Genomic DNA, 21550 nt, shown 5'->3' with positions numbered 1-21550 from the left:
GACTTGAGCACCAACATTCCCGAGGGCATCACCAACCCGCCGATCGACGAGCTGCTGACGCACGTCGACTCCAAGTACCGACTGGTCCTGTTCGCCGCCAAGCGCGCGCGCCAGATCAACGCGTACTACTCCCAGCTCGGCGAGGGCCTGCTCGAGAACGTGGGCCCGCTGGTCGACACCGGAATCCAGGAAAAGCCGCTGTCCATCGCCCTGCGCGAGGTCAACGCGGGCGTCCTGGAGTGCCACGAGGTCGATCCCGACGCCGAGCCGCAGGTCCACGCCGACGTGGTCGACCCGCAGTTCGGCTCTGACGACCTGGGCGACCCCGAGATCCCGACCGCCTGACCCGACGATGAGCCGCATCGTCCTCGGCGTGGCCGGCGGCATCGCCGCCTACAAGGCGTGCGAGCTGCTGCGTCGTCTGACCGAGGGCGGCCACGAGGTCACCGTCGTCCCGACGGAGGCCGCACTGAACTTCGTGGGCCGCACGACGTGGGAGGCCCTGTCGGGCAACCCCGTCGCCACCGCGGTCTTCGACGACACCCACGAGGTGCGACACGTCCGGCTGGGTCAGGAGGCTGACTTGGTGGTCGTCGCCCCGGCGACCGCCGACCTCCTAGCGCGCGCCGCGACGGGGCGTGCCGACGACCTGCTGACCAACGTGCTGCTGACGGCGCACGGCCCGGTCGTGATGGCCCCGGCCATGCACACCGAGATGTGGCACCACCCGGCGACGCGGGCCAACGTGGCGACGCTGCGCGAGCGCGGGGTGGTCGTCATGGATCCCGCCAGCGGGCGCCTCACCGGTGCCGACACCGGGCCCGGACGGCTCCCCGACGCGGCCGACATCCACGCGGTCGCGCTAGGGGTCCTCGGCGACCCGGCCACCGCGGCCGCGGCCAGCGCCCAGACCCTCGCCGGCCAGCACGTGGTGGTCTCCGCGGGTGGCACCCGCGAACACCTCGATCCCGTCCGATTCCTCGGCAACGACTCGTCGGGCCTGATGGGCCTGTCGATCGCTCGGGCCGCGCGTCTGCGCGGGGCCCGGGTGACGATCGTCGCCGCCCACGTCGAACACCCGTTCCCGTCGGGCTGCGACGTCGTACGCGTCACCTCGACCGGCGACCTGGAGCGCGAGATGACCCGGCTCGCCCCCGAGGCCGACGTGATCGTGATGGCCGTGGCCGCCGCCGACTTCACGCCGCGTACGGCTTCGGAGACGAAGATCAAGAAGCAGAATCCCGACGACGAGCTCGAGCTCGACCTCGTGCAGACCACCGACGTGCTCAAGAAGCTCTCCCACGAGCGTGCGCGCACCCAGGTGATCGTCGGGTTCGCCGCCGAGACCGCGGCCGACGACGCCGACCTGCTCGATCTCGGCCGCGCCAAGCTGTCGCGCAAGGGCTGCGACCTGCTGGTCCTCAACGACGTCTCCGGGGGTCAGGTCTTCGGCGCCGACGACAACCGGATCGTGATCATCAACGCCGACGAGATCGTGGGCCGCCACGCCGGAACCAAGAACGCGCTGGCCCATCGCATCATGGACGCCGCCGTGTGCGTCACACCCGCTCGCTAGAGTCGGACACCCCACAACAACGCCCCACGAGGGCTGCACGCGCAGCCGCGCAGAGGAGAACCAGTGCCGCACCACCTGTTCACGTCCGAGTCGGTCACCGAGGGCCATCCCGACAAGATCGCCGACGCGATCAGCGACTCCGTCCTGGACGAGATGCTGCGCCAGGACCCGCGCTCCCGCGTGGCCGTCGAGACGCTCGTCACGACCGGTCTCGTCGTCGTTGCCGGAGAGGTCACCACCAAGGCGTACGCCGAGATCCCCCACCTCGTGCGCGAGAAGGTCGTCGAGATCGGCTACGACTCGTCGAAGAAGGGCTTCGACGGCAACTCGTGCGGCGTGTCGATCTCGATCGGCCAGCAGTCGCCCGACATCGCGCAGGGCGTCGACACCGCGTGGGAGAAGCGCCTGGAGTCGTCGTTCGACGCGTACGACCTGCAGGGTGCCGGCGACCAGGGCCTGATGTTCGGCTACGCGTGCGACGAGACGCCCTCGCTGATGCCGCTGCCGATCGACCTGGCCCACCGCCTGTCCGAGCGCCTGACCGCCGTCCGCAAGGACGGCACGATGGACTACCTGCGTCCAGACGGGAAGACCCAGGTCACGATCGCCTACGACGACGACCGCCCGGTCGGCCTCGACACGGTCGTCGTGTCGTGCCAGCACCGCGACGACGTCGACCTGCAGGCCACGCTCGACCCCGACATCCGCCGCAACGTCATCGAGCCCGTGCTCGAGGCCTACGACCTGGCCCACCACGACTACCGCTGCTTCGTGAACCCGACCGGCAAGTTCGTCATCGGGGGCCCCATGGGTGACGCCGGCCTGACGGGTCGCAAGATCATCGTCGACACCTACGGCGGCATGGCCCGCCACGGTGGTGGCGCCTTCTCCGGCAAGGACCCGTCCAAGGTCGACCGCTCGGCCTCGTACGCGATGCGCTGGGTTGCCAAGAACGTCGTCGCCGCGGGCCTCGCGCGTCGCTGCGAGGTCCAGGTCGCGTATGCGATCGGGCGCGCCCACCCGGTGGGCTTCTACGTCGAGACGTTCGGCACCGAGAAGGTGCCCGTCGACCAGATCGAGGCCGCGATCCGCGAGGTCTTCGACCTGCGACCGGCCGCGATCATCGCCGACCTCGACCTGCTGCGCCCGATCTACGCCCAGACGTCGGCGTACGGGCACTTCGGCCGCGAGCTGCCCGACTTCACCTGGGAACGCACCGACCGCGCCGACGCCCTTGCGGCAGCCGTCAAGGGCTGACGATGGGGTGGCTGCGGGACATGATCGGCTGGCCGTCGCCCGACGGTCCTGCCGAACCCGCAGCCGACGAGCCCGCGGCGGTGGCCGCCGACGATGAGCGTCTCGTCGCCGCGACGGTCGGGTGGCTCGTCGACATGGGGCTGGAGCCCCGCCAGATCCCGCACGCACGCCACTTCGTCGCAGAGCTCGACGCACTGCGGGCCGAGCCCGAGCGCACCGTGCTGCGCGGTGGCGCGCTCGGTGACGACGTGTGGAGCCACCAGCTGTGGGTCGACCACGAGATGGTCGCCGACGACGACTCCTACCCGTCGCTGGTGCGCCGGCTCGCGCACGCGACGGGTCGCACCGCCGCGCTGGGCGAGGTCACGTCCCAACTCGACCACTGTGTCGGCACCGGCACGCTCGACTTCGTCCTCGACGGACGCGAGGTCCACCACGACATCACCCTCGACCGCGACTGGATCGACCCGCTGGTGCTGGTCGAGCTGACGATGGGCGACTTCTGTCCCGACGGGCGCGAGGTCGTCACCGCCCGCGAGGGCGACCTGGGGGGCCACTGGTGGGTGTGGTCCGACAAGGCCGACGAGTTCCGTGGACGTCTGCGGCTCGGCTGAGCCCCGAGACGCGACCGCTGCTAGGCACGCGGGCGGCGTACGCGACGGGCACGCTTGCCCGCCCGGACGACACCCCGTGCTACCGCCGAGCCCACGAGCAGGCCCAGCGCGATCGCGCAGATCACCGCTGCGACGCCGATCGTGGTCGAGATGGCCATGCCCGGGTCGACGCCGAGCTGGCTGACCGACATGAGTCCGAGGGTGCCGGGGACGAGCAGCCAGAACGACGGCAGGAACACGACCATGCGGGGCAGCTCGGGGCGCATGTGTTGGGCGAGCGCGGCACCGCAGGAGGCCACCGCGGCGCCGACGAACGCGCCGAGGGCGGGGGAGTCGGCGTACACCTGACCTGCGACCTGCACGGCGAACGTGGCGGCGAGCACCGCCACGACCCACGGCCACAGTCGTGGGCTGACCGACTCCATCAGCATGATCCCGATGCTGATGGAAAGCAGGCCAAGCGGGGCGAGCCACCAGCCGGGGGAGGTCACGCGGAAGTTCGCGTACTGCTCGGGTGGGACGTCGAGGACGAGCCCGGCGGTGACCACACCGAGGGTGAACAGCAAGAGCTGGACCGCGCCGAACACCAGCCGGGACGCGCCCGCGACCATGGCACCGGCGGCGAGCTCGGCCATGCCGGTGACCAAGAGTGCGCCGGGCAGCAGGATCGCGAGCGGGGGCAGGAGCGTGCGCAACGGCCCGAGCAGCAGGCCGTGCTGGGCGGCGGCGAAGATGATGAGGCCCACGATGAAGGCGGCCGTGGACGGGAGCAGCGTCTTCAGCAGCGGCCGTCGTGAGGCCAGGCGCGTCATCACCATCACGACCAGCCCGCACAACGCGGCCGCGAGGATGTTCACCCACCCGGGCTGCATGATGGCGGCGATGCCGGCGGGGACGGTGACGAAGCCGACCAGATCGCTCCAGTCGCCGTAGCGCCGCGGCCGCGTCCGCAGCAGCGAGAGCTCGGTGATGGCGTCGTCCTCGCTGAGCTCGCCGCTGATCAGACGGCGCCGGATCCGGTGGACCTCGGTGAGCTTGTCGAGCGACATCGAGCTGCGGACGTTCTCGTGCGTCGCCGCCTCACCGCTGCTGAGGCTGAGGGTGATGTTCGTCGGCAGCGGGGAGACCTGCAGGTCGGGGTAGCCGAGGAACCGCGCGACCTCGCGGAGGTCGTCAGAGACCTCGTGGGCGGGCTGGCCACCGGCGAGCATGGACGCGCCGAGGTATGCCAGCAGCCGCCGGCGGCGGACGTGGACGTCCTCGGCGCGATCGGTGGTCACGTCCCCGAACCCTAGCGCGCATTGCGGAGCCGGCCGCCGGTCGTGCCGGCGGCGCGGGCGGAACCTGTCGGAGGCGTTCCCTAGGATCGTCCCATGGTCGAGGCCCTGATCCCCCTGGAGCCCGTGCGCGTGGCGCGCGTGGCCGTGGAGGTCGCGCTCCCACACCTCGACCGGTTGTTCGACTACGAGGTGCCCGACGACCTCGACGTGGCCGCCCAGCCCGGCACGCGGGTGCGCGTACGCTTCGCCGGGCGCACCGTCGACGGCTTCGTGGTCGAGCGCGCCGAGGTCACCGACCCCGAGCACTCCCTGTCGCGCCTCGAGAAGGTCGTCTCCCCCGAACAGGTGTTGACGCCCGAGGTCGTCGCTCTCGTCCGCGCCGTGGCCGACCACTACGCAGGCGTCTTCGCCGACGTGGTGCGCCTGGCCGTCCCGCCGCGCCATGCCGCGACGGAGAAGGATGAACACCCCGATCATCCCGCTCCGGCGGCGGCCCTGCCGCAGACCTCGCCGTGGGACGACTACCCGACCGGCTCCGCGCTCGTCTCCGCGCTGGCGGAGGGCGGTTCACCGCGCGCCGCGTGGCAGGTCGTGCCGACGGCCGGCAGGGCCGGTGACTGGGCGACGGGTCTGGCTGTTGCCGCCCTGGCCACGATCCACTCGGGGCGCGGGGCCCTGCTGCTCGTGCCCGACGCCCGCGACCTGGCCCGCCTCCAGTCGGCCTGCGACGAGGTCGTGGGGGTGGGGGCGTACGCGGTGCTGTCCGCCGACCTCGGCCCAGCCGCGCGCTACCGTGCCTTCCTCGCCGCGCTGCGCGGCGACGTGCGCCTGGTCATCGGCACGCGTGCGGCCGCGTACGCGCCGGTGCGCGACCTGGGGCTGGTGGCGATCGTCGACGACGGTGACGACCTGTACGCCGACCCTCACGCGCCCTACCCGCACGCCCGCGAGGTCCTTGGCCTGCGGGCGCAGCAGGCCGGGGCGGCGATGATCACCGCGGCGCACGCCCGCTCGTGCGAGGTCCAGAACCTCATCGACCACGGCTGGCTCCGCCCGCTCGGCCTCGGGCCGCCCGATGCGCGGCTCGTGGCGCCCGCGGTGCGCATCGCGGCCGACTCCGACTGGTCGCTCGAGCGCGACCCGCTCGCCCGCTCGGTCCGAATCCCGCGCGAGCTGTTCCCGGTGATGCGCGGCGGCCTCGCCCAGGGGCCCGTGCTCGTCCAGGTGCCGCGCGCCGGATATCTGGTCGTGCTGACGTGCCAGACGTGCCGCGAACCCGTCCGCTGTCCCCACTGCGGCGGCCCGGTGCGGGCCGGCACCGACCGAGTGACGTGCGGGTGGTGCGCGCGCCCGGTCGTGAGCTGGCGCTGCGACGAGTGCGGCGGCTCCCGCTGGCGCGCCCCCGTCGTCGGCGCCGAGCGCACCGCGGAGGAGCTCGGTCGCGCCTTCCCCGGCACGAAGGTCGTCGCATCCCAGGGCAACCGCATCGTCGACGTCGTGGGCCCAGAACCGGCGCTCGTCATCGCCACGGCCGGGGGAGAGCCCCGCGCCGAGGGCGGATACGCCGCAGCCGTCCTGCTCGACACCGAACAGCTGCTCACGCGCCTGGACCTGCGCGCCGCCGAGGAGGCGTTCCGGCGCTGGTCCAACGCCGCCGCGCTTGTCCGCCCGGCGTCGGAGGGCGGCACCGTGGTCGCCGTGGGATCGACCCAGGCGGTGCCGCTGCAGGCCCTCGTGCGCCTCGACCCCGCGGGCTTCGCGTTCCGCGAGCTGACCGAGCGGCGCGAGACCCACCTGCCCCCGGCCGCACGCATGGTCACCGTCGAGGGAGACCACGCGGCGCTCGACGAGTTCCTGGCGCTGGCCGAGCTTCCTGAACACTGCGAGGTGCTCGGCCCGGTCGACGTGCCCCGGCCCGGGGACGTCCCGCTCGGCCGCGTCACCCTGCGTGCCCCGCGCGCGGAGACGAAGGCCCTCATCAAGGGCGTGCGCGGCGCGGTGGGCGTGCGCTCGGCGCGCAAGTCGGAGGGGGCGCTGCGTGTACGCGTCGACCCGGTTGTGCTCGGCTGGTGATGCTCCTCGTCTTGCTGGCGCTCGCTCGACGCAGGGGAAGGGCGCTTGATGCGGGTTCTGCTCTCCGAGCGAGGCAGCCCGCGGCCGAGACGGGGAGCACGTGACGCCGAGTAGCATGCCGGGGTGCGCCTCGTCTTCGCCGGAACGCCGGATGTCGCCCTGCCCAGCCTGAACGCCCTCGTGGAGTCCGATCACGAGGTCGTCGCCGTCGTCACGCGCCCGGATGCGCCCGCCGGACGTGGCAAGAAGTTGGTCGCGTCGCCGGTCGCGCAGCGCGCCGACGAGCTCGGCCTCGAGGTGCTCAGGCCCGAGAACCCGCGTGACCCGGAGTTCGTGGCACGCCTCACCGAGATCGCCCCCGACTGCTGCCCGGTGGTCGCGTACGGCGCGCTGGTGCCGCAGCACGTGCTGGACATCCCGCGTCTGGGCTGGGCCAACCTCCACTTCTCGCTGCTGCCCCGCTGGCGTGGCGCGGCACCCGTCCAAAGGGCGATCATGGCCGGCGACGCCGAGACCGGTGCCTGCGTTTTCCGGCTGGTCAAGGAGCTCGACGCCGGCGACGTGTACGCCACCTTGCGTACGCCCGTCGAGGCCGGCGACACCTCCGGCGACCTGCTGGGCCGCCTCGCCGAGTCGGGTGCCGGCCTGCTCGTCGAGGTGATGGACGCGCTCGCCGCCGGGACTGCGACCGCCACGCCGCAGCCCACCGACGGCATCACCCTCGCGCCGAAGATCACCGTCGCCGAGGCCGAGCTCGACCTGACCCACGACGCGACGGCCCTCGACCGGCTCGTCCGCGGCTGCAGCCCGGCCCCCGGCGCGTGGACCACGTTCCGCGGCGACCGGTTCAAGGTGCTGGCCACACGTCGCCTGGGCACGAGCGACCTCGCACCCGGCGAGCTGCGCGCCACGAAGAAGACCCTCGAGGTCGGGACGGGCGGGGGAGACCTGCTCCTCGACCAGGTCCAGGCCCACGGCAAGAAGCCGATGCGCGGCGCCGACTGGGCGCGCGGCGTCCACATCGAAGCCGGCGAGACGCTCGGGGCACAACGATGAGCGATCGCCGACGAACCCGCGGCGGCGGGCGCCCGAAGCGGCGCATCGATCCCGCGCGCCGGGCCGCGTACGACGGGTTGCGCGCGGTCAACGGGCAGGGCGCGTACGCCAACCTGGTGGGCCCCGACCTGCTGCAGGAGCGCCACATCTCCGCGCGTGACGCCGCGTTCGCGACCGAGCTGCTGAACGGCACCTGCCGCCTGCAGGGCACCTACGACCGCATCATCGAGGCCGCCTCCGGGCGCGCGCTCGGCTCGCTGCAGCCGAGCGTCGTGGACGTGCTGCGGCTCGGCGCACACCAGGCGCTGTCGATGCGCGTGCCCACCCATGCCGCCGTGACCGCCTCGGTAGATCTCGCCGGTGCGGCCATCGGCGAGCGCGTCACCGGCGTCGTCAACGCCATCACCCGCAAGGTCGCCGCACAGGAAATTGACACGTGGATCGCCCAGCTGTCCGAGGGCCTCGACGAGCGCGATGCGCTCGCCCTGCGCACCCACCATCCCCGGTGGATCGTCGACGCGTACGCAGAGGTGCTGCCCGCCGACGAGCTGGAGACCGCGCTGGAGGCCAACAACGTGCCCCCGACAACGGCGCTGGTCGTGAGGCCGGGGCTGGCGACGATCGACGAGCTGGTCGCGGCGGGTGCGGAGGCCGACCCGGCGGTGCCCATGGGCGCGTACCTCCACGGCGCACCCGGCGACATCGCCGCCGTGCGCGAGGGGCGTGCCGGCGTGCAGGACCCCGGCTCCCAGCGCGTGGCGCTCGCCCTCGCCGCCGACGAGCTCGAGGCTCCCGAGGGGCCGTGGCTCGACCTGTGCGCCGGCCCCGGCGGCAAGGCCGCGCTGCTCGCGGGCCTGGCGATCGAGCGCGGGACCACTCTGGTGGCCAACGAGGTCCAGCCCCACCGCGCCGACCTGGTACGCCGCGCCCTGCGCGCCTACACCGGCGACCTGGCCCCGACCGTCGTGTGCAGCGACGGCACCGAACCCCAGTGGGAGCCCCGCAGCTTCGCCCGCGTCATGGCCGACGTCCCGTGCTCGGGACTGGGCTCGCTGCGTCGGCGGCCCGAGTCGCGCTGGCGGCGTACGCCCGCCGATGTCGCCGATCTCGTCCCGCTGCAGCGTCGCCTGCTGGCCTCGGCGATCGGGTCGGCCGTCGACGGGGGCGTGGTGGCGTACGTGACGTGCTCACCCCACCGCGACGAGACGGCTGCCGTGGTCGACCACGTCCTGGCCGAGCGTCCCGAGGCGACCCGGGTGGCCGACGACACCCAGCTGTGGCCCCACCGCGACGGCACGGACGCGATGTTCTGCGCACTGCTGCGCGTCGCCCACTGACGACCGGCCGACCCGCCGCGTGCGCGCGGGCGACGACGGGGTTCTTCGCGGGCTAAGATCCGCCCGTGAAGATCACGCCGAGCGTCCTGAACTCCGATTTCGCCAACCTCGCCACCGAGATCGGGCGCATCCCGTCGTCGGACGCGCTGCACATCGACATCATGGACAACCACTTCGTCCCGAACCTGACCATCGGTCTGCCAGTCGTCGAGTCGATCCGGAAGGCCACGGACAAGATGCTCGACATGCACCTGATGATCGAGGACCCCGACCGCTGGGCTCCGGCGTACGCGGAGGCTGGTGCCGAGTCGGTGACCTTCCACGTCGAGGCCGCGAAGGCGCCGATCCGCTTGGCCCGCGAGCTGCGCGCGAAGGGTGCCCGTGCGTCGATGGGCCTGAAGCCGGCGACGCCGATCGAGCCGTACGCCGACATGCTTGGCGAGCTCGACATGGTACTCATCATGACGGTGGAGCCCGGCTTCGGCGGTCAGAAGTTCCTCGACCTGTGCCTGCCGAAGATCCGGCGCACGCGTGAGCTGCTCGGCACGCTCGACAAGGACATCTGGCTCCAGGTCGACGGCGGCGTGTCGGTCGAGACGATCGAGCGCTGCGTCGACGCCGGCGCCGACACGTTCGTCGCGGGGTCGGCCGTGTTCAACGCCGAAGACCCCGACGCGATGGTCAACACGCTGCGTGACATGGCCGTCGCACGCTGCCGCCACTGACGGCTCCGGCCGCCGCCGGGCACGCCTAGCGGTCGCGGCGGCGCAGATAGCGCTCGAACTCCTTGGCGATCGCATCGCCGGAGGCCTCGGGCAGGCTCGTCTCGTCCTGCTCGGCCTCCAATCCCTCGACGTAGTCGGCCAGCTCGTCGTCGGTCTCGACGAGCTCCGCCACGCCGCGCTCCCAGGCCCGGGCGAGCTCGGGGAGCTCGGTGAGGTCCACGTCGAGGCCCGCAGTGTCCTCGAGGCGCTGGATGAGGGCGAGCGTGGCCTTCGGGTTGGGCGGGGACGCGACGTAGTGGGGGACCGCCGCCCACAGGCTCACGACGTCGAAGCCGGCGGCGGCGCAGTCGGCCGCGATGACGCCCACGATGCCCGTGGGGCCCGCGTAGGTGCCGACCTCGACCTCCCGGCGATCGGCGATCCCACGCGTTGGCGCGGACGCCGAGACGGGGATGGGCCGCGAGTGGGGCGTGTCGGCGAGGAGGGCGCCCAGGACCACGACCAGCGACGGCCCCGTCGAACGGATCGCCGACAGCAGGGCGCGGCTGAACGATCGCCAGCGCATGCTCGGCTCGGGGCCGGTCACCAGCACGAGGTCGCGGCCGCCGATGTCGCCGACGAAGACGCGTGCGGTGTTCCACTCGATGGCGCGACCGCCGTCGTCGGTGGCGACGGACATGGGCCGGTTGACCTGGAAGTCGTAGTAGTCCTCGGGGTCGAGCTCGAACGCGAGCTCGGCCTGTGCGTTGTCGATGAGGTGGTTGACCGCGTCGGTCGCCGCCGATCCCGCGTCATTCCATCCGTCGAAGGCCATCACGACGACGGGGTCCGTGAGGCCGCGGAGGTCCGCGGCAGGGGAGTAGGGGTCGACCATGCGGGCCACTGTAGTCCGGCGGGGTTCGCGGGCGCGTCCAGTTGGGTCGCCGCGCGAACGTTTGAAAAGATGTGGGCGCTATGACTGCTCCCGAGACGTCCCCCGACACCACGCGTACGCCGGTGCCCGCCGCGGCCCTGTGGGACTTCGACGGCACTCTCGCCGACACGGAGCCGGTGTGGATGCGCGCGGAGTATGCGTTGGTCGAGTCCCTGGGCGGCCAGTGGAACGACGACCTCGCCCACCAGATGGTCGGCAACTCGCTGATCGACTCGGGCCAGATCGTGGTCGACCACCTGGGGCGCGACGACATCTCGGCCGAGTGGGTCGTCGAGAACCTGGTCCGCACGGTCGACGACGTGCTCCGCAGCGGTGACATCCCCTGGCGGCCCGGCGCCTTGGACCTCCTGGAATCCTTCCGTGCCGCCGGTGTGCCGTGCGCGCTGGTCTCGGCCTCCTATCGGTCGACCCTCGAGGCGGTCACCCAGCGACTTCCGGGCGCCTTCGACCTGGTGGTCGCCGGTGACGAGGTCGACCACGGCAAGCCCCACCCCGAGCCCTACCTGCGCGCCTGCCGCACCCTCGGAGTGGACCCGCGCGACTGTGTGGTCCTCGAGGACTCGGTGCCCGGCACCACCTCCGGCAACGCGTCCGGCGCGGTGGTGTTGGCCATCCGCAACCACGTCCCGCTCGAGCCGGCCCCGCGGCGCGTGCTGCTGGACACGCTGGTCGGGATCACCGCCGCCGACGTCGCGGGCCTGGCCGCCGGAGCGGCCGGGTGACACCGGGCCGCGGGGGCGTGCGCGCGCTCGCGGGGGCGTGCGCACTGCTGCTGGTGGCCGGGTGCGCCGATGCGCCCGATCCCCGCCCGCCGGGCCGACCACTGACGATCGTCACCTCGCTGCAGTTCCCGACCATCGACCCCGTCCTGGCGGCCGACGAGGGTTCGGCGACCCTGGCGTACCACGTGTTCCAGCGGCTGCTCACGTTCGAGCCCGGCACCGACACGGCCAAGCCCGACGCGGCCGAGTGCCTGTACACCGCGGCGCGCGTCTACACCTGCACGCTGGAGCGACGCGTCGCGTTCTCCGACGGCACCCCGGTCGTGGCGGCCGACGTGAAGTTCTCGCTCGACCGGGCCCGGGCGCTGGCGCGCCCCGGCACGCCCGCCTGGCAGCTGCGGACCATCGAGCGTGTCGAGACCTCGGGTCAGCGCGTCGTGCGCCTTCACCTGGGCGAACCCGATGCGAACCTCGCCCACGCGCTCGCCTCGCCGGCCGGGTCGATCGTCCGGGCCAAGGACTTCCCGGCCGACGGCCCGCGCACCGATCCCAGCCCGCCCGTGGGCTCGGGGCCGTGGTCGATCGCGGCGTACGCGGTGGACCAGGTACAGCTGGAGAGATGGGACAAGTATGTGGGGCCGCTGCCGGACGACCGCGCCGGGAGCGTCATGTTCCAGTCGGCCGTGAGCCCCGAACTCGTCCAGCGCTACGTCGCGACCGACACCGCCGACGTCCTGTGGCAGGTGAGCACCCCGACGCCCGAGCCCGGCACGACGTCGCGGTGGCACTCGATCACCTATGCCGGCGCCCGGCGCAGCCGGCTCTCGTGGAACCCGGACTCGACCCGGCGCGGCGACGCCGCCCTGCGGGCCTGGGTGCGCGACGCGACAGCGGGCCTGCGCACGCAGCCGTCGAACAGGCCCGCCCCATTGACCCCCCAGCCGCGCGAGCTCCCAACCGGTGCCGACGCGCCGGCCACCCCGCCCGCCGAGGGGGTCACGCTCACCCTCGGTCACCCGGCCCGGGACGCGCGGGCCGCCCTGCTCGCCGACCGCGTACGCCAGGCCCTCGAGCGTGCGCCCGGCGTCCACGTCGATGTGCATCCCGACGACCGTGGTGCCGACCTGTGGCTGACGTACGACCACGTGGCCACCACCGGCCAGCTCGGCCTGCTGCAGCCGTGGACCGACTTCCCGCTGCCGGGCCGGGAGGAGGCCGTACGCGGCCTCGTCGAGCAGTACCGGCGGGCACGTACCGCCGCCGAGCGGGACACGGCCACCACCGCCCTGCTCGAGGGGGCCGCCCACGACGCCGTTGTGGTGGCACTCACCCAGGACGACCAGACCTTCACCGCCCGCAAGCCCCTCGCCGCCCGGGGCGAGGACGTGCCCGCCGCGGGCCCTGACCACCAGATCGGAAGTTGGAACCTCACATGGTGAACGACGAGCACTCCGCCGACCTCTCCGGCGTACGCACCGGAGCCCTGCGCGAAGGCGAGTGGGTGACATTGACCGACCCCAAGGGCAAGCGCCACTCGGTCAAGCTCGTGGCCGGCAAGTCCTTCCACACCACCAAGGGCGGTGTGGCCCACGACGACATGATCGGCGGACCCGACGGCTCGGTCGTGACGTCTGTGGGCGGCATGAGCTTCCTGGTGCTGCGCCCGCTGCTGAGCGACTACACGGTGACGATGCCGCGCGGTGCGGCGATCATCTACCCGAAGGAGGCCATGCAGATCGTCGGCCTTGCCGACGTCTTCCCGGGCGCACGCGTGCTCGAGGCCGGCGTGGGCTCGGGCGCCCTGTCGCTGTCGCTGCTGCGCGCCGTCGGCCCGACCGGCCGCCTGGTCTCGGTCGAGCGACGCGAGGACTTCGCCGAGATCGCCGGCAAGAACGTCGAGAGCTGGGTAGGCGCGCCCCACCCGGCCCACGAGATCGTCGTCGGCGACCTCGTCGACGTCCTGACGCGCACCGGTGACGACGACGTCGTCGGCGAGGTCGACCGTGTAGTGCTCGACATGCTCGCGCCCTGGGAGTGCGTCGACGCCGTCGCCGAGCGCCTGGTGCCCGGCGGCGTGCTGCTCTGCTACGTCGCCACCACCACCCAGCTCGGCCGCACCATGGACCAGATCCGCGTCCACGAGGGCTTCACCGAGCCGGAGGGCCTCGAGACGACGATCCGCGGCTGGCACGCCGAGGGGCTCGCGATCCGCCCGGCCCACGGCTCAACCTCCCACACGGGCTTCCTCATCATCGCCCGCCGCCTCGCCCCGGGCGTGACCACGCCGATGCGCAAGCGTCGCCCGGCGCCGGGGGCGTACGGCGCCGACTACACCGGCCCGCGACCGGCCTGGGCGATCGACCCCAACGCCGGCCGGCTGCCCGTCGAGTAGTCTCGGAGAATGACGAACGACGCCGTCGACCCCCGCGAGCTCCAGGCCCGCGTGGCGGCGCTGCGCGAGGAGGTCTCCGACCTGCGCGGGCGCGTCGCACGCCACCCGGGCGACATCGCCCGCCTCGAGAAGCGCCTGTCCGAGGCCCGTCAGGACGCGCGCTCGGTCGCCGCCCAGAACGAGCGGCTTTCCCGCACGCTGGCGGAGGCCCGCACCCGGCTGGTTGACATGAAGGCCCAGCTCGACGCGCTGGGCGACCCTCCGCTGACCTTCGGCATTGTGGAGAAGGTCATCGCGCCGTCGCGTCCGGGAGAGACACTCCAGGCTGACGTCCAGGCCGCGAGCCGCCGCGTACGCACCGTCGTCCACAGCGACATCGCCGTCGGCCACATCACCGCCGGGTCGCAGGTGCTCGTCAACGACTCGATGATCGTCGTCCACGTCCTCGACCGGCCCGAGCAGGGCGAGGTCATGGTCGTGAAGGACCTGCTGGCCGACCGCCGCCGCGCGCTGGTGGTCGCCCGTTCCGACGACGAGCTCGTCGTCCGCCTCGCCGACCTCCTCGACCCCGAGACCGTACGCCCGGGCGACCAGCTGCTCGTCGAGCGCAAGACGGGCTTCGCGTACGAGGTCGTGCCGAAGCTCGACGTCGAAGAGCTCGTCCTCGAGGAGGTTCCCGACATCGACTACGGCGACATCGGCGGCCTGACCAGCCAGATCGGGCTTATCCAGGACGCCGTCGAGCTGCCGTTCCTGCACGGGGACCTCTACCGCGACTACGAGCTCGCGCCGCCGAAGGGCGTGCTGCTCTACGGCCCGCCAGGCTGCGGAAAGACGATGATCGCCAAGGCCGTCGCGAACTCGCTGGCCCGCAAGGTCGCCGAGACCACCGAGGAGGAGGGGCGGGCGTACTTCCTGAACGTCAAGGGCCCCGAGCTGCTGAACAAGTACGTCGGCGAGACGGAGCGCCACATCCGCCAGATCTTCCAGCGCGCCCGTGCTAAGGCTTCGCAGGGCATGCCGGTGATCGTGTTCTTCGACGAGATGGATTCGCTGTTCCGCACCCGCGGCTCGGGCGTCTCGTCCGACGTCGAAACGACGATCGTGCCGCAATTGTTGTCCGAGCTCGACGGCGTGGAGGGGCTGGCGAACGTCATCGTGATCGGCGCCTCCAACCGCGAGGACATGATCGACCCGGCGATCCTGAGGCCCGGACGCCTCGATGTGAAGATCCGCATCGAGCGGCCCGACGCCGAGGCGGCGCGGGAGATCTTCGCGAAATACCTGACGCCGTCACTCCCGCTCCTGGACGCCGACCTGGCGGAGTTCGACGGCTCGGCCGAGCGCTGCCGCCGCGCGATCGTCGACGCGGTGGTCGACCACATGTACGCGGCGGTCCGCGAGAACGAGTTCCTCGAGGTGACGTACGCGGGAGGCGACCGCGAGGTCCTGTACTTCAAGGACTTCGCCTCCGGCGCGATGATCCGCAACATCGTCGACCGCGCCAAGAAGGCCGCGATCAAGGACCGGATCGCCGGCGGCTCCGGCGGCATGGGCATCGACCTGCTGCTGCGGGCGTGCGACGACGAGTTCGCGGAGAACGAGGACCTGCCCAACACCACCAACCCGGACGACTGGGCGAAGGTGTCTGGCCGCAAGGGCGAGCGGATCGTGAACATCCGTACGATCTACACGTCGAAGAAGGCCACCGAGCGGGTCGAGACCGCCTCGGCCCTCGGCCAGTACCTCTGAGGCGTCCATGGACGGGCGAGCGCTGCAGAGGCGCGCGGCGGTGCGTACCGACGAGCTGCCAGCCTCCGTGCTCACCCGGGCCGTTCGGGTTCGGCTGGGACGTGCAGTGGGTCTGCGCAAGGTGTTCATGCTGCAGAGCTCCGGGCTCTTTGACCCGCGCGGCGATCCGGCCGCGGGCTTGACGCTTGGGTAGTGTCACGTGGGTGAAGAAGGTGATCGCGGTGCTGCTCGATCTGGCACTGGTCGTCGCGTTCATCGGGATCTCCCGCATCTCCCACCAGCGATCCCTGACCCCCACGGGCGTCTGGGACGACGTGTGGCCGTTCCTCGTGGGCGTGCTCGTCGGGTGGCTCGTCACGCGAGCGTGGCGCGACCCGCTGACGGAGGTCTCGGCGTTGGGTGTCTGGGCCTGCACGATGGTCGGCGGCTTCATCCCGCGGTTCTTCTCACCACCCCACCCGCGGTTGGCCGACACCGTCGTGGCGGGCATGGTCCTGGCGTTCGTGCTGGGGGGCTGGCGCCTGTACGCGTTCCTGGTCCACTCGCTGAGGCGGCGCCGGGCCAACGGGCTCCCGGTGGACTGACGGCGCCCTGGCGGGGGTGGCGGCGTGGGCGAGGTGTCGGATCGCTGGCTAGGGTCGGACCATGATCTCCCTGTTCGGCCTCGAGACGGAGTTCGGCATCGCCGTGAGCGGCGAGGGACCGGCGAGCGACCTGCACCCCCTGCACTGGTCGAACGCGGTGGTACGCGCCTACCAGCGCCTCACCGACAGCGAGGCGGGCTGGGATTACGCCACGGAGGCACCGCTCGACGACGCGCGGGGGTTCACCGTCGCCCGCGAGGAGGCCCATCCGAGCCAGCTCACCGACGACGAGTCGATGGCCAACCTGGTGATCGCCAACGGCGCGCGGCTCTACGTCGACCACGCCCACCCCGAGTACTCGGGGCCCGAGACCACCTCCGCGCGCGAGGCCGCCCGGTTCGACGCCGCGGGTGACCGGATCGCCCACCTCGCGGCCACCGAGGCCTCGCGCATACTTGGACAACCGCTGCGCCTGTGGAAGAACAACACCGACGGCAAGGGCCAGTCCTACGGCACCCACGAGAACTACCTCGTCGCCCGGTCGACGCCGTTCTTCCACTTCGTCACCCAGTTCACCGGGTTCCTGGTCACGCGCCAGGTCTTCACCGGCGCGGGCCGCGTCGGCATCGGCCAGCGTTCCGAGACCGCCGGGTTCCAGATCGCCCAGCGCGCCGACTTCTTCGAGGCCGAGGTCGGGCTCGAGACGACGCTGAACCGGCCGGTCATCAACACCCGCGACGAGCCGCACGCCGACAAGCACGTCCACCGGCGCCTCCACGTGATCACCGGCGATGCGAACCAGTCGACCTGGCAGACCTGGCTGAAGGTCGGCACCGCGGCGTTGGTCCTGCGCGCGATCGCGGCGGGGGAGTGCGACAACGGGTGGCGTCCCGTCGACGCCGTGCAGGCCATGCACGACGTCAGCCACGATCTGGGCCTGACCCATGCTTTCCTGCTGGAGTCCGGCGACACGACGACCGCACTGGGCCTGCAGGAGTCGTACGCGGAGGCGGTGGCCCGCACGCTGGACCGCGAGGGCGGCACCGACGAGGAGCGTGAGCTCCTGGCCGCATGGACCGACGCGATCGACGTTCTGCGCCGCGACCCCATGGAGCTGGCTGACCGGCTCGACTGGGTCGCCAAGCGCGCCCTCATGGAGCGCTACCGCGAGCGCGACGGCCTGGTCTGGGACCACCCCAAGCTCGCCCTGGTCGATCTCCAGTACGCGGAGCTCGACCCTGCCCGCAGCCTGTTCCACGCGCTGGTTCGGACCGGCCGCATGCGGACGCTGTTCACCGAGGCCGAGATCGAGGACGCCCGGCTCAACCCGCCGGTCGACACGCGCGCATACTTCCGCGGCGAGCTCATGAAGCGCCACGGCCACCACGTCCGTGCCGCCAGCTGGGACTCCGTGATCCTCGACGTGCCGGGCCGGCGGGCCCTGCTGCGCCTCCCAATGCCCGACCCGCTGCGCGGCACGCGCGAGCACGTCGGCGCGGCCCTGGCTGCCAGCGCCGACCTCGCGGACCTCGTCCGTCGGCTCGGCGTCGACTGATGCGTACGCCATCCGGCACGCCCGCGTGCTGTCGGAGCGGCGGGATAGGCTGGTCCGCATGAGCGAATCGCGTCAGGAACGCCACTCCCGTCACGAGGAGGAGCAGGAGGTCGAGGCCCCGCAGGTCCAGGCCCACGGCGAGCAGGTCGAGATCGACGACATCCTCGACGAGATCGACGGGGTGCTCGAGACGAACGCCGAGGAATTCGTGCGGTCGTTCGTGCAGAAGGGCGGCCAGTGAGCTCCCGCGACTTCGGCATCCCCGCGCCCTACCTCCGCGCCGGCACCTCGTCGTTCACCGAGTTCCTCGGCCAGGTGGCACCCGAGCTGCTGCCACGCACCGGGCCCGGTGACGCCTCGGGGCTCGCGCCGCACGGCACGACCATCGTCGCCGCCACGTTCCCCGGGGGCGTGATGATGGCCGGCGACCGCCGCGCCACGATGGGCAACATCATCGCCCAGCGCGACATCGAGAAGGTCTTCGCCGCCGACGAGTTCTCGCTGGTCGGCATCGCCGGCACCGCTGGCCTGGCCGTCGAGATGGTCCGGCTGTTCAAGGTCGAGCTCGAGCACTACGAGAAGATCGAGGGCGCACCGTTGTCGCTGGACGGCAAGGCCAACCGCCTGTCGGCGATGATCCGCGGCAACCTCGGCATGGCCATGCAGGGCCTGGCCGTCCTCCCGCTGTTCGCCGGCTGGGACCACGCGCGTTCCGAGGGTCGCATCTTCTCCTACGACGCCACCGGCGGCCGCTACGAGGAGACCGCGTTCGACTCGGTCGGGTCGGGCTCGATGTTCGCCCGCGGTTCGCTGAAGAAGCTCTACCGCCCCGACCTGTCGCCGATGGAGTGTGCGACCGCGGTCGTCCAGGCGCTGTACGACGCCGCCGACGACGACTCCGCCACGGGCGGTCCCGACCTGCAGCGCCGCATCTTCCCGGTCTGCATGACCGCCACCGCCGAGGGCATCCACCGCCTCGACGACGACGAGATCGGCGACCTCGTCGACCGCATCGTCGAGGGACGCCGCGTACGCCCCGACGGGCCCGCCGCACCGCTCACCTGAGGCCTGCTCGCCCGAGCCGCCCGACCCACCGCAACGAGGAGATCCCGCGATGAGCATGATGTACGTCGCCCCCGAGCAGCAGATGAAGGACCGCGCCGATTTCGCGCGCAAGGGCATCGCCCGCGGTCGTTCGGTGGTGGTGCTGCGCTATGCCGACGGCATCTGTTTCGTCGCCGAGAACCGGTCGCAGGCGCTCCACAAGGTCAGCGAGATCTACGACCGCATCGGTTTCGCCGCCGTCGGCCGCTACAACGAGTTCGAGAACCTGCGCATCGCGGGCATCCGCCACGCCGACACCCGCGGTTACTCCTACGACCGTGCCGACGTCACGGGCCGCGGTCTGGCGAACGCGTACGCCCAGCTCCTCGGCACGATCTTCTCCTCCAGCGGCGAGAAGCCCTACGAGGTCGAGCTGATCGTGGCCGAGCTCGGCCACGACGCTTCGGGTGACCAGATCTACCGGCTCACCTACGACGGCTCGGTCGGCGACGAGCAGCACCTCGCCGTCATGGGCGGCACGGCCGACGAGATCGCGAAGCTGATCTCCGAGGGCCACCGCGACGACATGTCTCTGGGCGAGGCCGTACGCCTGGCCGTGACCGGCCTGTCCAACGGGGGCGAGCGTCTCGACGTGAACGCCCTCGAGGTCGCCGTGCTCGACCGCGCGCGCACCAGCCAGCGCAAGTTCCGCCGCCTGTCCGCCGACGCCCTCGGCGAGCTCCTCGGAGCGGGGGAGTGAGCGACGAGCTGGGCCCCGTCCTCGTCATCGGCGCCGGTCTGGTCGGCGCGTCGCTGGGCTGCGCGCTGGTCGCCGCCGGCGAGGAGGTCCACCTGCGCGACGCCGTCGCGGCCCACGTCCAGGTCGCGGCCAGCCGCGGTGCGGGCGTGCCCGAGGACATCCCGCCCGAGGCGGTCGCCCTCGTCGTCGTCGCCGTGCCCCCGCGCGCACTGGCCGACGTCGTCGCCGACGCGCTGGCGGAGTTCCCCAACGCGGTAGTGACCGACGTGGGCTCGGTGAAGCTTCGCGTGCTGACCGCCCTGCAGGCCCGCGGCATCGAGCTCGGCCGCTATGTCGGTTCGCACCCGATGGCTGGCTCCCACCTGGCGGGCCCCGTCAGTGCGCGTCCCGACCTCTTCGTCGACCGCACCTGGGTCATCGCACCCCAGCCCGCCGCCACGCCGGGAGCGGTCGAGACCGTCCACTGCCTCGCAGTGACCTGCGGCGCGCGGGTGGTGACGATGCCGGCCGACGAGCACGACGTCGCCGTCGCCGCGGTCTCCCACCTGCCGCACGCCGTCTCGGCGCTCGTGGCGGCCGGGCTCAACGACGTCGCCTCCGACCACCTGGCACTCGCGGGGCAGGGCGTACGCGACGTCACCCGCATCGCCGGCGGCGACCCCGGGCTGTGGGAGCAGATCCTCACCGAGAACGCCGAGGCGCTCGGCCACCAGCTCGACGCGTTGTCCACGCGTCTGACCGACCTGGCGACCGCCCTGCGGCGCCGGGAGGTACGACCGCTGCTCGAGGCCGGCGTCGCTGGCACGCGCATGATCCCGGGCAAGCACGGTGCGGCCGCGGTCGATTATGACCACGTCGTGATCGAGATCCCCGATGCCCCCGGCATGCTCGCCAAGCTGTTCTCCGACGCCGAGACCGAGGGCGTCAACATCGAGGACATCGCCATCGAGCACGACCCGGTGCGTCACGTCGGCCACCTCCAGCTCGCCGTCGACCCGAAACGGTCGGACGAGCTCGCCGAGACCATGCGCGGTCGCGGCTGGGTCGTCGACCTGACGCGTGGATGACGCGTTCCAGACGCAGAAGTGATGCGGCGTGAACGCTGCATGACATGTTGGTGTGCGCGGCGCCCGCGGGCGCGGCGGACCGGAAAGGGATGATTACTGTGACCAGCGTGAACACGGCCCGCGAGACGAGCACCTCCCTGGTGATCGCCATCGACGGACCCAGCGGTTCCGGCAAGTCGAGCACGTCGCGCGGCGTCGCCGAGCGCCTCGGCCTGGCCTACCTCGACACCGGTGCGATGTATCGCGCCGCCACCTGGCTGGTGCTCCGCGACGACGTCCACGACGCCGACGCGATCGCCGCCCTCGTCGTCTCCACGCCCATGACGTTTTCCACCGATCCGACCGCGTTCGCGATCAGCGTCGACGACACCGACGTCACCGAGGCGATCCGCGAGCCCCGCATCTCCGCCGCCGTCAGCCGTGTCGCCGGGGTCCAGGCCGTCCGCGACCACCTCATCGCGCTGCAGCGGTCCGCCATCGCCGGGGCGTGCCGTCGCATCGTCGTCGAGGGACGCGACATCACGACCGTCGTGGCGCCCGAAGCCGAGGTGCGTGTGCTGCTTGTCGCCGATCCCGCCGCCCGCGTGGCCCGCCGCCAGGCCGAGCTCGGCGATGCGGTGGACGCCGCGCAGGTCACCGACCAGGTCATCCGCCGCGACCGCGACGACTCCGCCGTCACCAGTTTCACCGAGGCGGCACCCGGCGTGACGGTCGTCGACTCCACCCATCTGGACCTCGCAGAGGTCATCGACGTCATCTGCGGTCTCGCCGAGGAGCCCGCCTCCACCACCCCGGGGCACCAGCCCTAGTCCGAGAAGAGAG

The 21550-nt window shown here is 72.1% G+C and carries 20 protein-coding genes and 1 pseudogene; 19 read left to right on the top strand and 2 right to left on the bottom strand.

Features of this window, described 5'->3' with window-relative positions; all coding sequences use genetic code 11:
- The first annotated feature begins 3 nt into the window (after window positions 1-3).
- The 4 genes from rpoZ to ACYVGD_RS06235 all read left to right on the top strand — a co-directional run bounded on the left by rpoZ (window position 4) and on the right by ACYVGD_RS06235 (window position 3447).
- The gene (gene rpoZ, locus ACYVGD_RS06250; protein WP_460742154.1) at window positions 4-345 is read left to right on the top strand and encodes a DNA-directed RNA polymerase subunit omega; all 342 of its coding nucleotides are present in this window, start codon (window positions 4-6) and stop codon (window positions 343-345) included.
- 7 nt (window positions 346-352) lie between these two features.
- The gene (gene coaBC, locus ACYVGD_RS06245; protein ID WP_460742153.1) at window positions 353-1576 is read left to right on the top strand and encodes a bifunctional phosphopantothenoylcysteine decarboxylase/phosphopantothenate--cysteine ligase CoaBC; all 1224 of its coding nucleotides are present in this window, start codon (window positions 353-355) and stop codon (window positions 1574-1576) included.
- A gap of 63 nt (window positions 1577-1639) precedes the next feature.
- Window positions 1640-2833, top strand: coding sequence for a methionine adenosyltransferase (metK, locus tag ACYVGD_RS06240; RefSeq protein WP_460742152.1), 1194 nt, complete (start codon window positions 1640-1642; stop codon window positions 2831-2833).
- Window positions 2834-2835: 2 nt separating this feature from the next.
- The gene (locus ACYVGD_RS06235; RefSeq protein ID WP_460742151.1) at window positions 2836-3447 is read left to right on the top strand and encodes a hypothetical protein; all 612 of its coding nucleotides are present in this window, start codon (window positions 2836-2838) and stop codon (window positions 3445-3447) included.
- A gap of 20 nt (window positions 3448-3467) precedes the next feature.
- Here the strand turns inward: ACYVGD_RS06235 and ACYVGD_RS06230 are convergent, their stop codons facing one another.
- Window positions 3468-4727 carry a threonine/serine exporter family protein gene (locus tag ACYVGD_RS06230; RefSeq protein WP_460742150.1) on the bottom strand — a complete coding sequence of 420 codons (1260 nt, stop codon included), beginning with the start codon at window positions 4725-4727 and terminating at the stop codon, window positions 3468-3470.
- A 93-nt stretch (window positions 4728-4820) separates the two neighbouring features.
- Here ACYVGD_RS06230 and ACYVGD_RS06225 point away from each other — a divergent pair, with 93 nt between their 5' ends.
- The 4 genes from ACYVGD_RS06225 to rpe all read left to right on the top strand — a co-directional run bounded on the left by ACYVGD_RS06225 (window position 4821) and on the right by rpe (window position 9918).
- Window positions 4821-6800 (top strand): primosomal protein N', encoded by a 1980-nt coding sequence (locus ACYVGD_RS06225; protein ID WP_460742149.1) that lies wholly within the window; start codon window positions 4821-4823, stop codon window positions 6798-6800.
- 123 nt (window positions 6801-6923) lie between these two features.
- Window positions 6924-7856, top strand: coding sequence for a methionyl-tRNA formyltransferase (gene fmt / locus ACYVGD_RS06220; protein ID WP_460742148.1), 933 nt, complete (start codon window positions 6924-6926; stop codon window positions 7854-7856).
- Window positions 7853-9193 (top strand): RsmB/NOP family class I SAM-dependent RNA methyltransferase, encoded by a 1341-nt coding sequence (locus ACYVGD_RS06215; protein WP_460742147.1) that lies wholly within the window; start codon window positions 7853-7855, stop codon window positions 9191-9193. The genes fmt and ACYVGD_RS06215 overlap by 4 nt, the downstream gene beginning before the upstream one ends.
- Window positions 9194-9258: 65 nt before the next feature.
- Entirely contained in the window at window positions 9259-9918 is a 660-nt protein-coding gene (gene rpe, locus ACYVGD_RS06210) for a ribulose-phosphate 3-epimerase (RefSeq protein ID WP_460742146.1), read from the top strand.
- Window positions 9919-9943: 25 nt separating this feature from the next.
- Here the strand turns inward: rpe and ACYVGD_RS06205 are convergent, their stop codons facing one another.
- On the bottom strand, window positions 9944-10792 hold the full coding sequence (locus ACYVGD_RS06205) for a PAC2 family protein (protein WP_460742145.1): 849 nt from the start codon (window positions 10790-10792) through the stop codon (window positions 9944-9946).
- Window positions 10793-10872: 80 nt separating this feature from the next.
- On the opposite strand from ACYVGD_RS06205, the gene ACYVGD_RS06200 reads away from it, so the two are divergent.
- The 11 genes and pseudogenes from ACYVGD_RS06200 (at window position 10873) to cmk (ending at window position 21537) form a co-directional block, all read left to right on the top strand.
- The gene (locus ACYVGD_RS06200; RefSeq protein WP_460742144.1) at window positions 10873-11574 is read left to right on the top strand and encodes an HAD family hydrolase; all 702 of its coding nucleotides are present in this window, start codon (window positions 10873-10875) and stop codon (window positions 11572-11574) included.
- Complete coding sequence (locus ACYVGD_RS06195) at window positions 11571-13013, top strand: ABC transporter substrate-binding protein (protein WP_460742143.1); 1443 nt, start codon at window positions 11571-11573, stop codon at window positions 13011-13013. Before ACYVGD_RS06200 ends, ACYVGD_RS06195 begins: the two co-directional genes overlap by 4 nt.
- A 2-nt stretch (window positions 13014-13015) precedes the next feature.
- Window positions 13016-13966: pseudogene (locus ACYVGD_RS06190) on the top strand (tRNA (adenine-N1)-methyltransferase); the annotation flags it as partial.
- Window positions 13967-13975: 9 nt separating this feature from the next.
- Complete coding sequence (gene arc, locus ACYVGD_RS06185; RefSeq protein WP_460742142.1) at window positions 13976-15718, top strand: proteasome ATPase; 1743 nt, start codon at window positions 13976-13978, stop codon at window positions 15716-15718.
- 203 nt (window positions 15719-15921) lie between these two features.
- The gene (locus tag ACYVGD_RS06180; protein WP_460742141.1) at window positions 15922-16302 is read left to right on the top strand and encodes a DUF3054 domain-containing protein; all 381 of its coding nucleotides are present in this window, start codon (window positions 15922-15924) and stop codon (window positions 16300-16302) included.
- Window positions 16303-16363: 61 nt separating this feature from the next.
- The gene (gene dop, locus ACYVGD_RS06175; protein ID WP_460742140.1) at window positions 16364-17857 is read left to right on the top strand and encodes a depupylase/deamidase Dop; all 1494 of its coding nucleotides are present in this window, start codon (window positions 16364-16366) and stop codon (window positions 17855-17857) included.
- A 58-nt stretch (window positions 17858-17915) separates the two neighbouring features.
- Window positions 17916-18098 (top strand): ubiquitin-like protein Pup, encoded by a 183-nt coding sequence (locus ACYVGD_RS06170; protein WP_460742139.1) that lies wholly within the window; start codon window positions 17916-17918, stop codon window positions 18096-18098.
- A complete protein-coding gene (gene prcB / locus ACYVGD_RS06165) occupies window positions 18095-18922 on the top strand; it encodes a proteasome subunit beta (protein WP_460742138.1) in 828 nt (275 codons plus the stop codon). The genes ACYVGD_RS06170 and prcB overlap by 4 nt, the downstream gene beginning before the upstream one ends.
- 49 nt (window positions 18923-18971) lie before the next feature.
- On the top strand, window positions 18972-19661 hold the full coding sequence (prcA, locus tag ACYVGD_RS06160) for a proteasome subunit alpha (protein ID WP_460742137.1): 690 nt from the start codon (window positions 18972-18974) through the stop codon (window positions 19659-19661).
- A complete protein-coding gene (locus tag ACYVGD_RS06155; RefSeq protein ID WP_460742136.1) occupies window positions 19658-20728 on the top strand; it encodes a prephenate dehydrogenase in 1071 nt (356 codons plus the stop codon). The genes prcA and ACYVGD_RS06155 overlap by 4 nt, the downstream gene beginning before the upstream one ends.
- Before the next feature lie 107 nt (window positions 20729-20835).
- A complete protein-coding gene (gene cmk / locus ACYVGD_RS06150; RefSeq protein WP_460742135.1) occupies window positions 20836-21537 on the top strand; it encodes a (d)CMP kinase in 702 nt (233 codons plus the stop codon).
- Window positions 21538-21550 lie beyond the last annotated feature (13 nt).

Source organism: Mariniluteicoccus endophyticus, assembly GCF_054780035.1.
This window is presented reverse-complemented; position numbering and strand designations above follow the sequence as displayed.

Coding starts and splice junctions, on each gene's coding strand:
- coaBC (WP_460742153.1), top strand. CDS start 353: ATGAGCCGCATCGTCCTCGGCGTGGCCGGCGGCATCGCCGCCTACAAG.
- ACYVGD_RS06235 (WP_460742151.1), top strand. CDS start 2,836: ATGGGGTGGCTGCGGGACATGATCGGCTGGCCGTCGCCCGACGGTCCT.
- ACYVGD_RS06225 (WP_460742149.1), top strand. CDS start 4,821: ATGGTCGAGGCCCTGATCCCCCTGGAGCCCGTGCGCGTGGCGCGCGTG.
- ACYVGD_RS06215 (WP_460742147.1), top strand. CDS start 7,853: ATGAGCGATCGCCGACGAACCCGCGGCGGCGGGCGCCCGAAGCGGCGC.
- ACYVGD_RS06205 (WP_460742145.1), bottom strand. CDS start 10,792: ATGGTCGACCCCTACTCCCCTGCCGCGGACCTCCGCGGCCTCACGGAC.
- ACYVGD_RS06200 (WP_460742144.1), top strand. CDS start 10,873: ATGACTGCTCCCGAGACGTCCCCCGACACCACGCGTACGCCGGTGCCC.
- arc (WP_460742142.1), top strand. CDS start 13,976: ATGACGAACGACGCCGTCGACCCCCGCGAGCTCCAGGCCCGCGTGGCG.
- dop (WP_460742140.1), top strand. CDS start 16,364: ATGATCTCCCTGTTCGGCCTCGAGACGGAGTTCGGCATCGCCGTGAGC.
- ACYVGD_RS06170 (WP_460742139.1), top strand. CDS start 17,916: ATGAGCGAATCGCGTCAGGAACGCCACTCCCGTCACGAGGAGGAGCAG.
- prcA (WP_460742137.1), top strand. CDS start 18,972: ATGAGCATGATGTACGTCGCCCCCGAGCAGCAGATGAAGGACCGCGCC.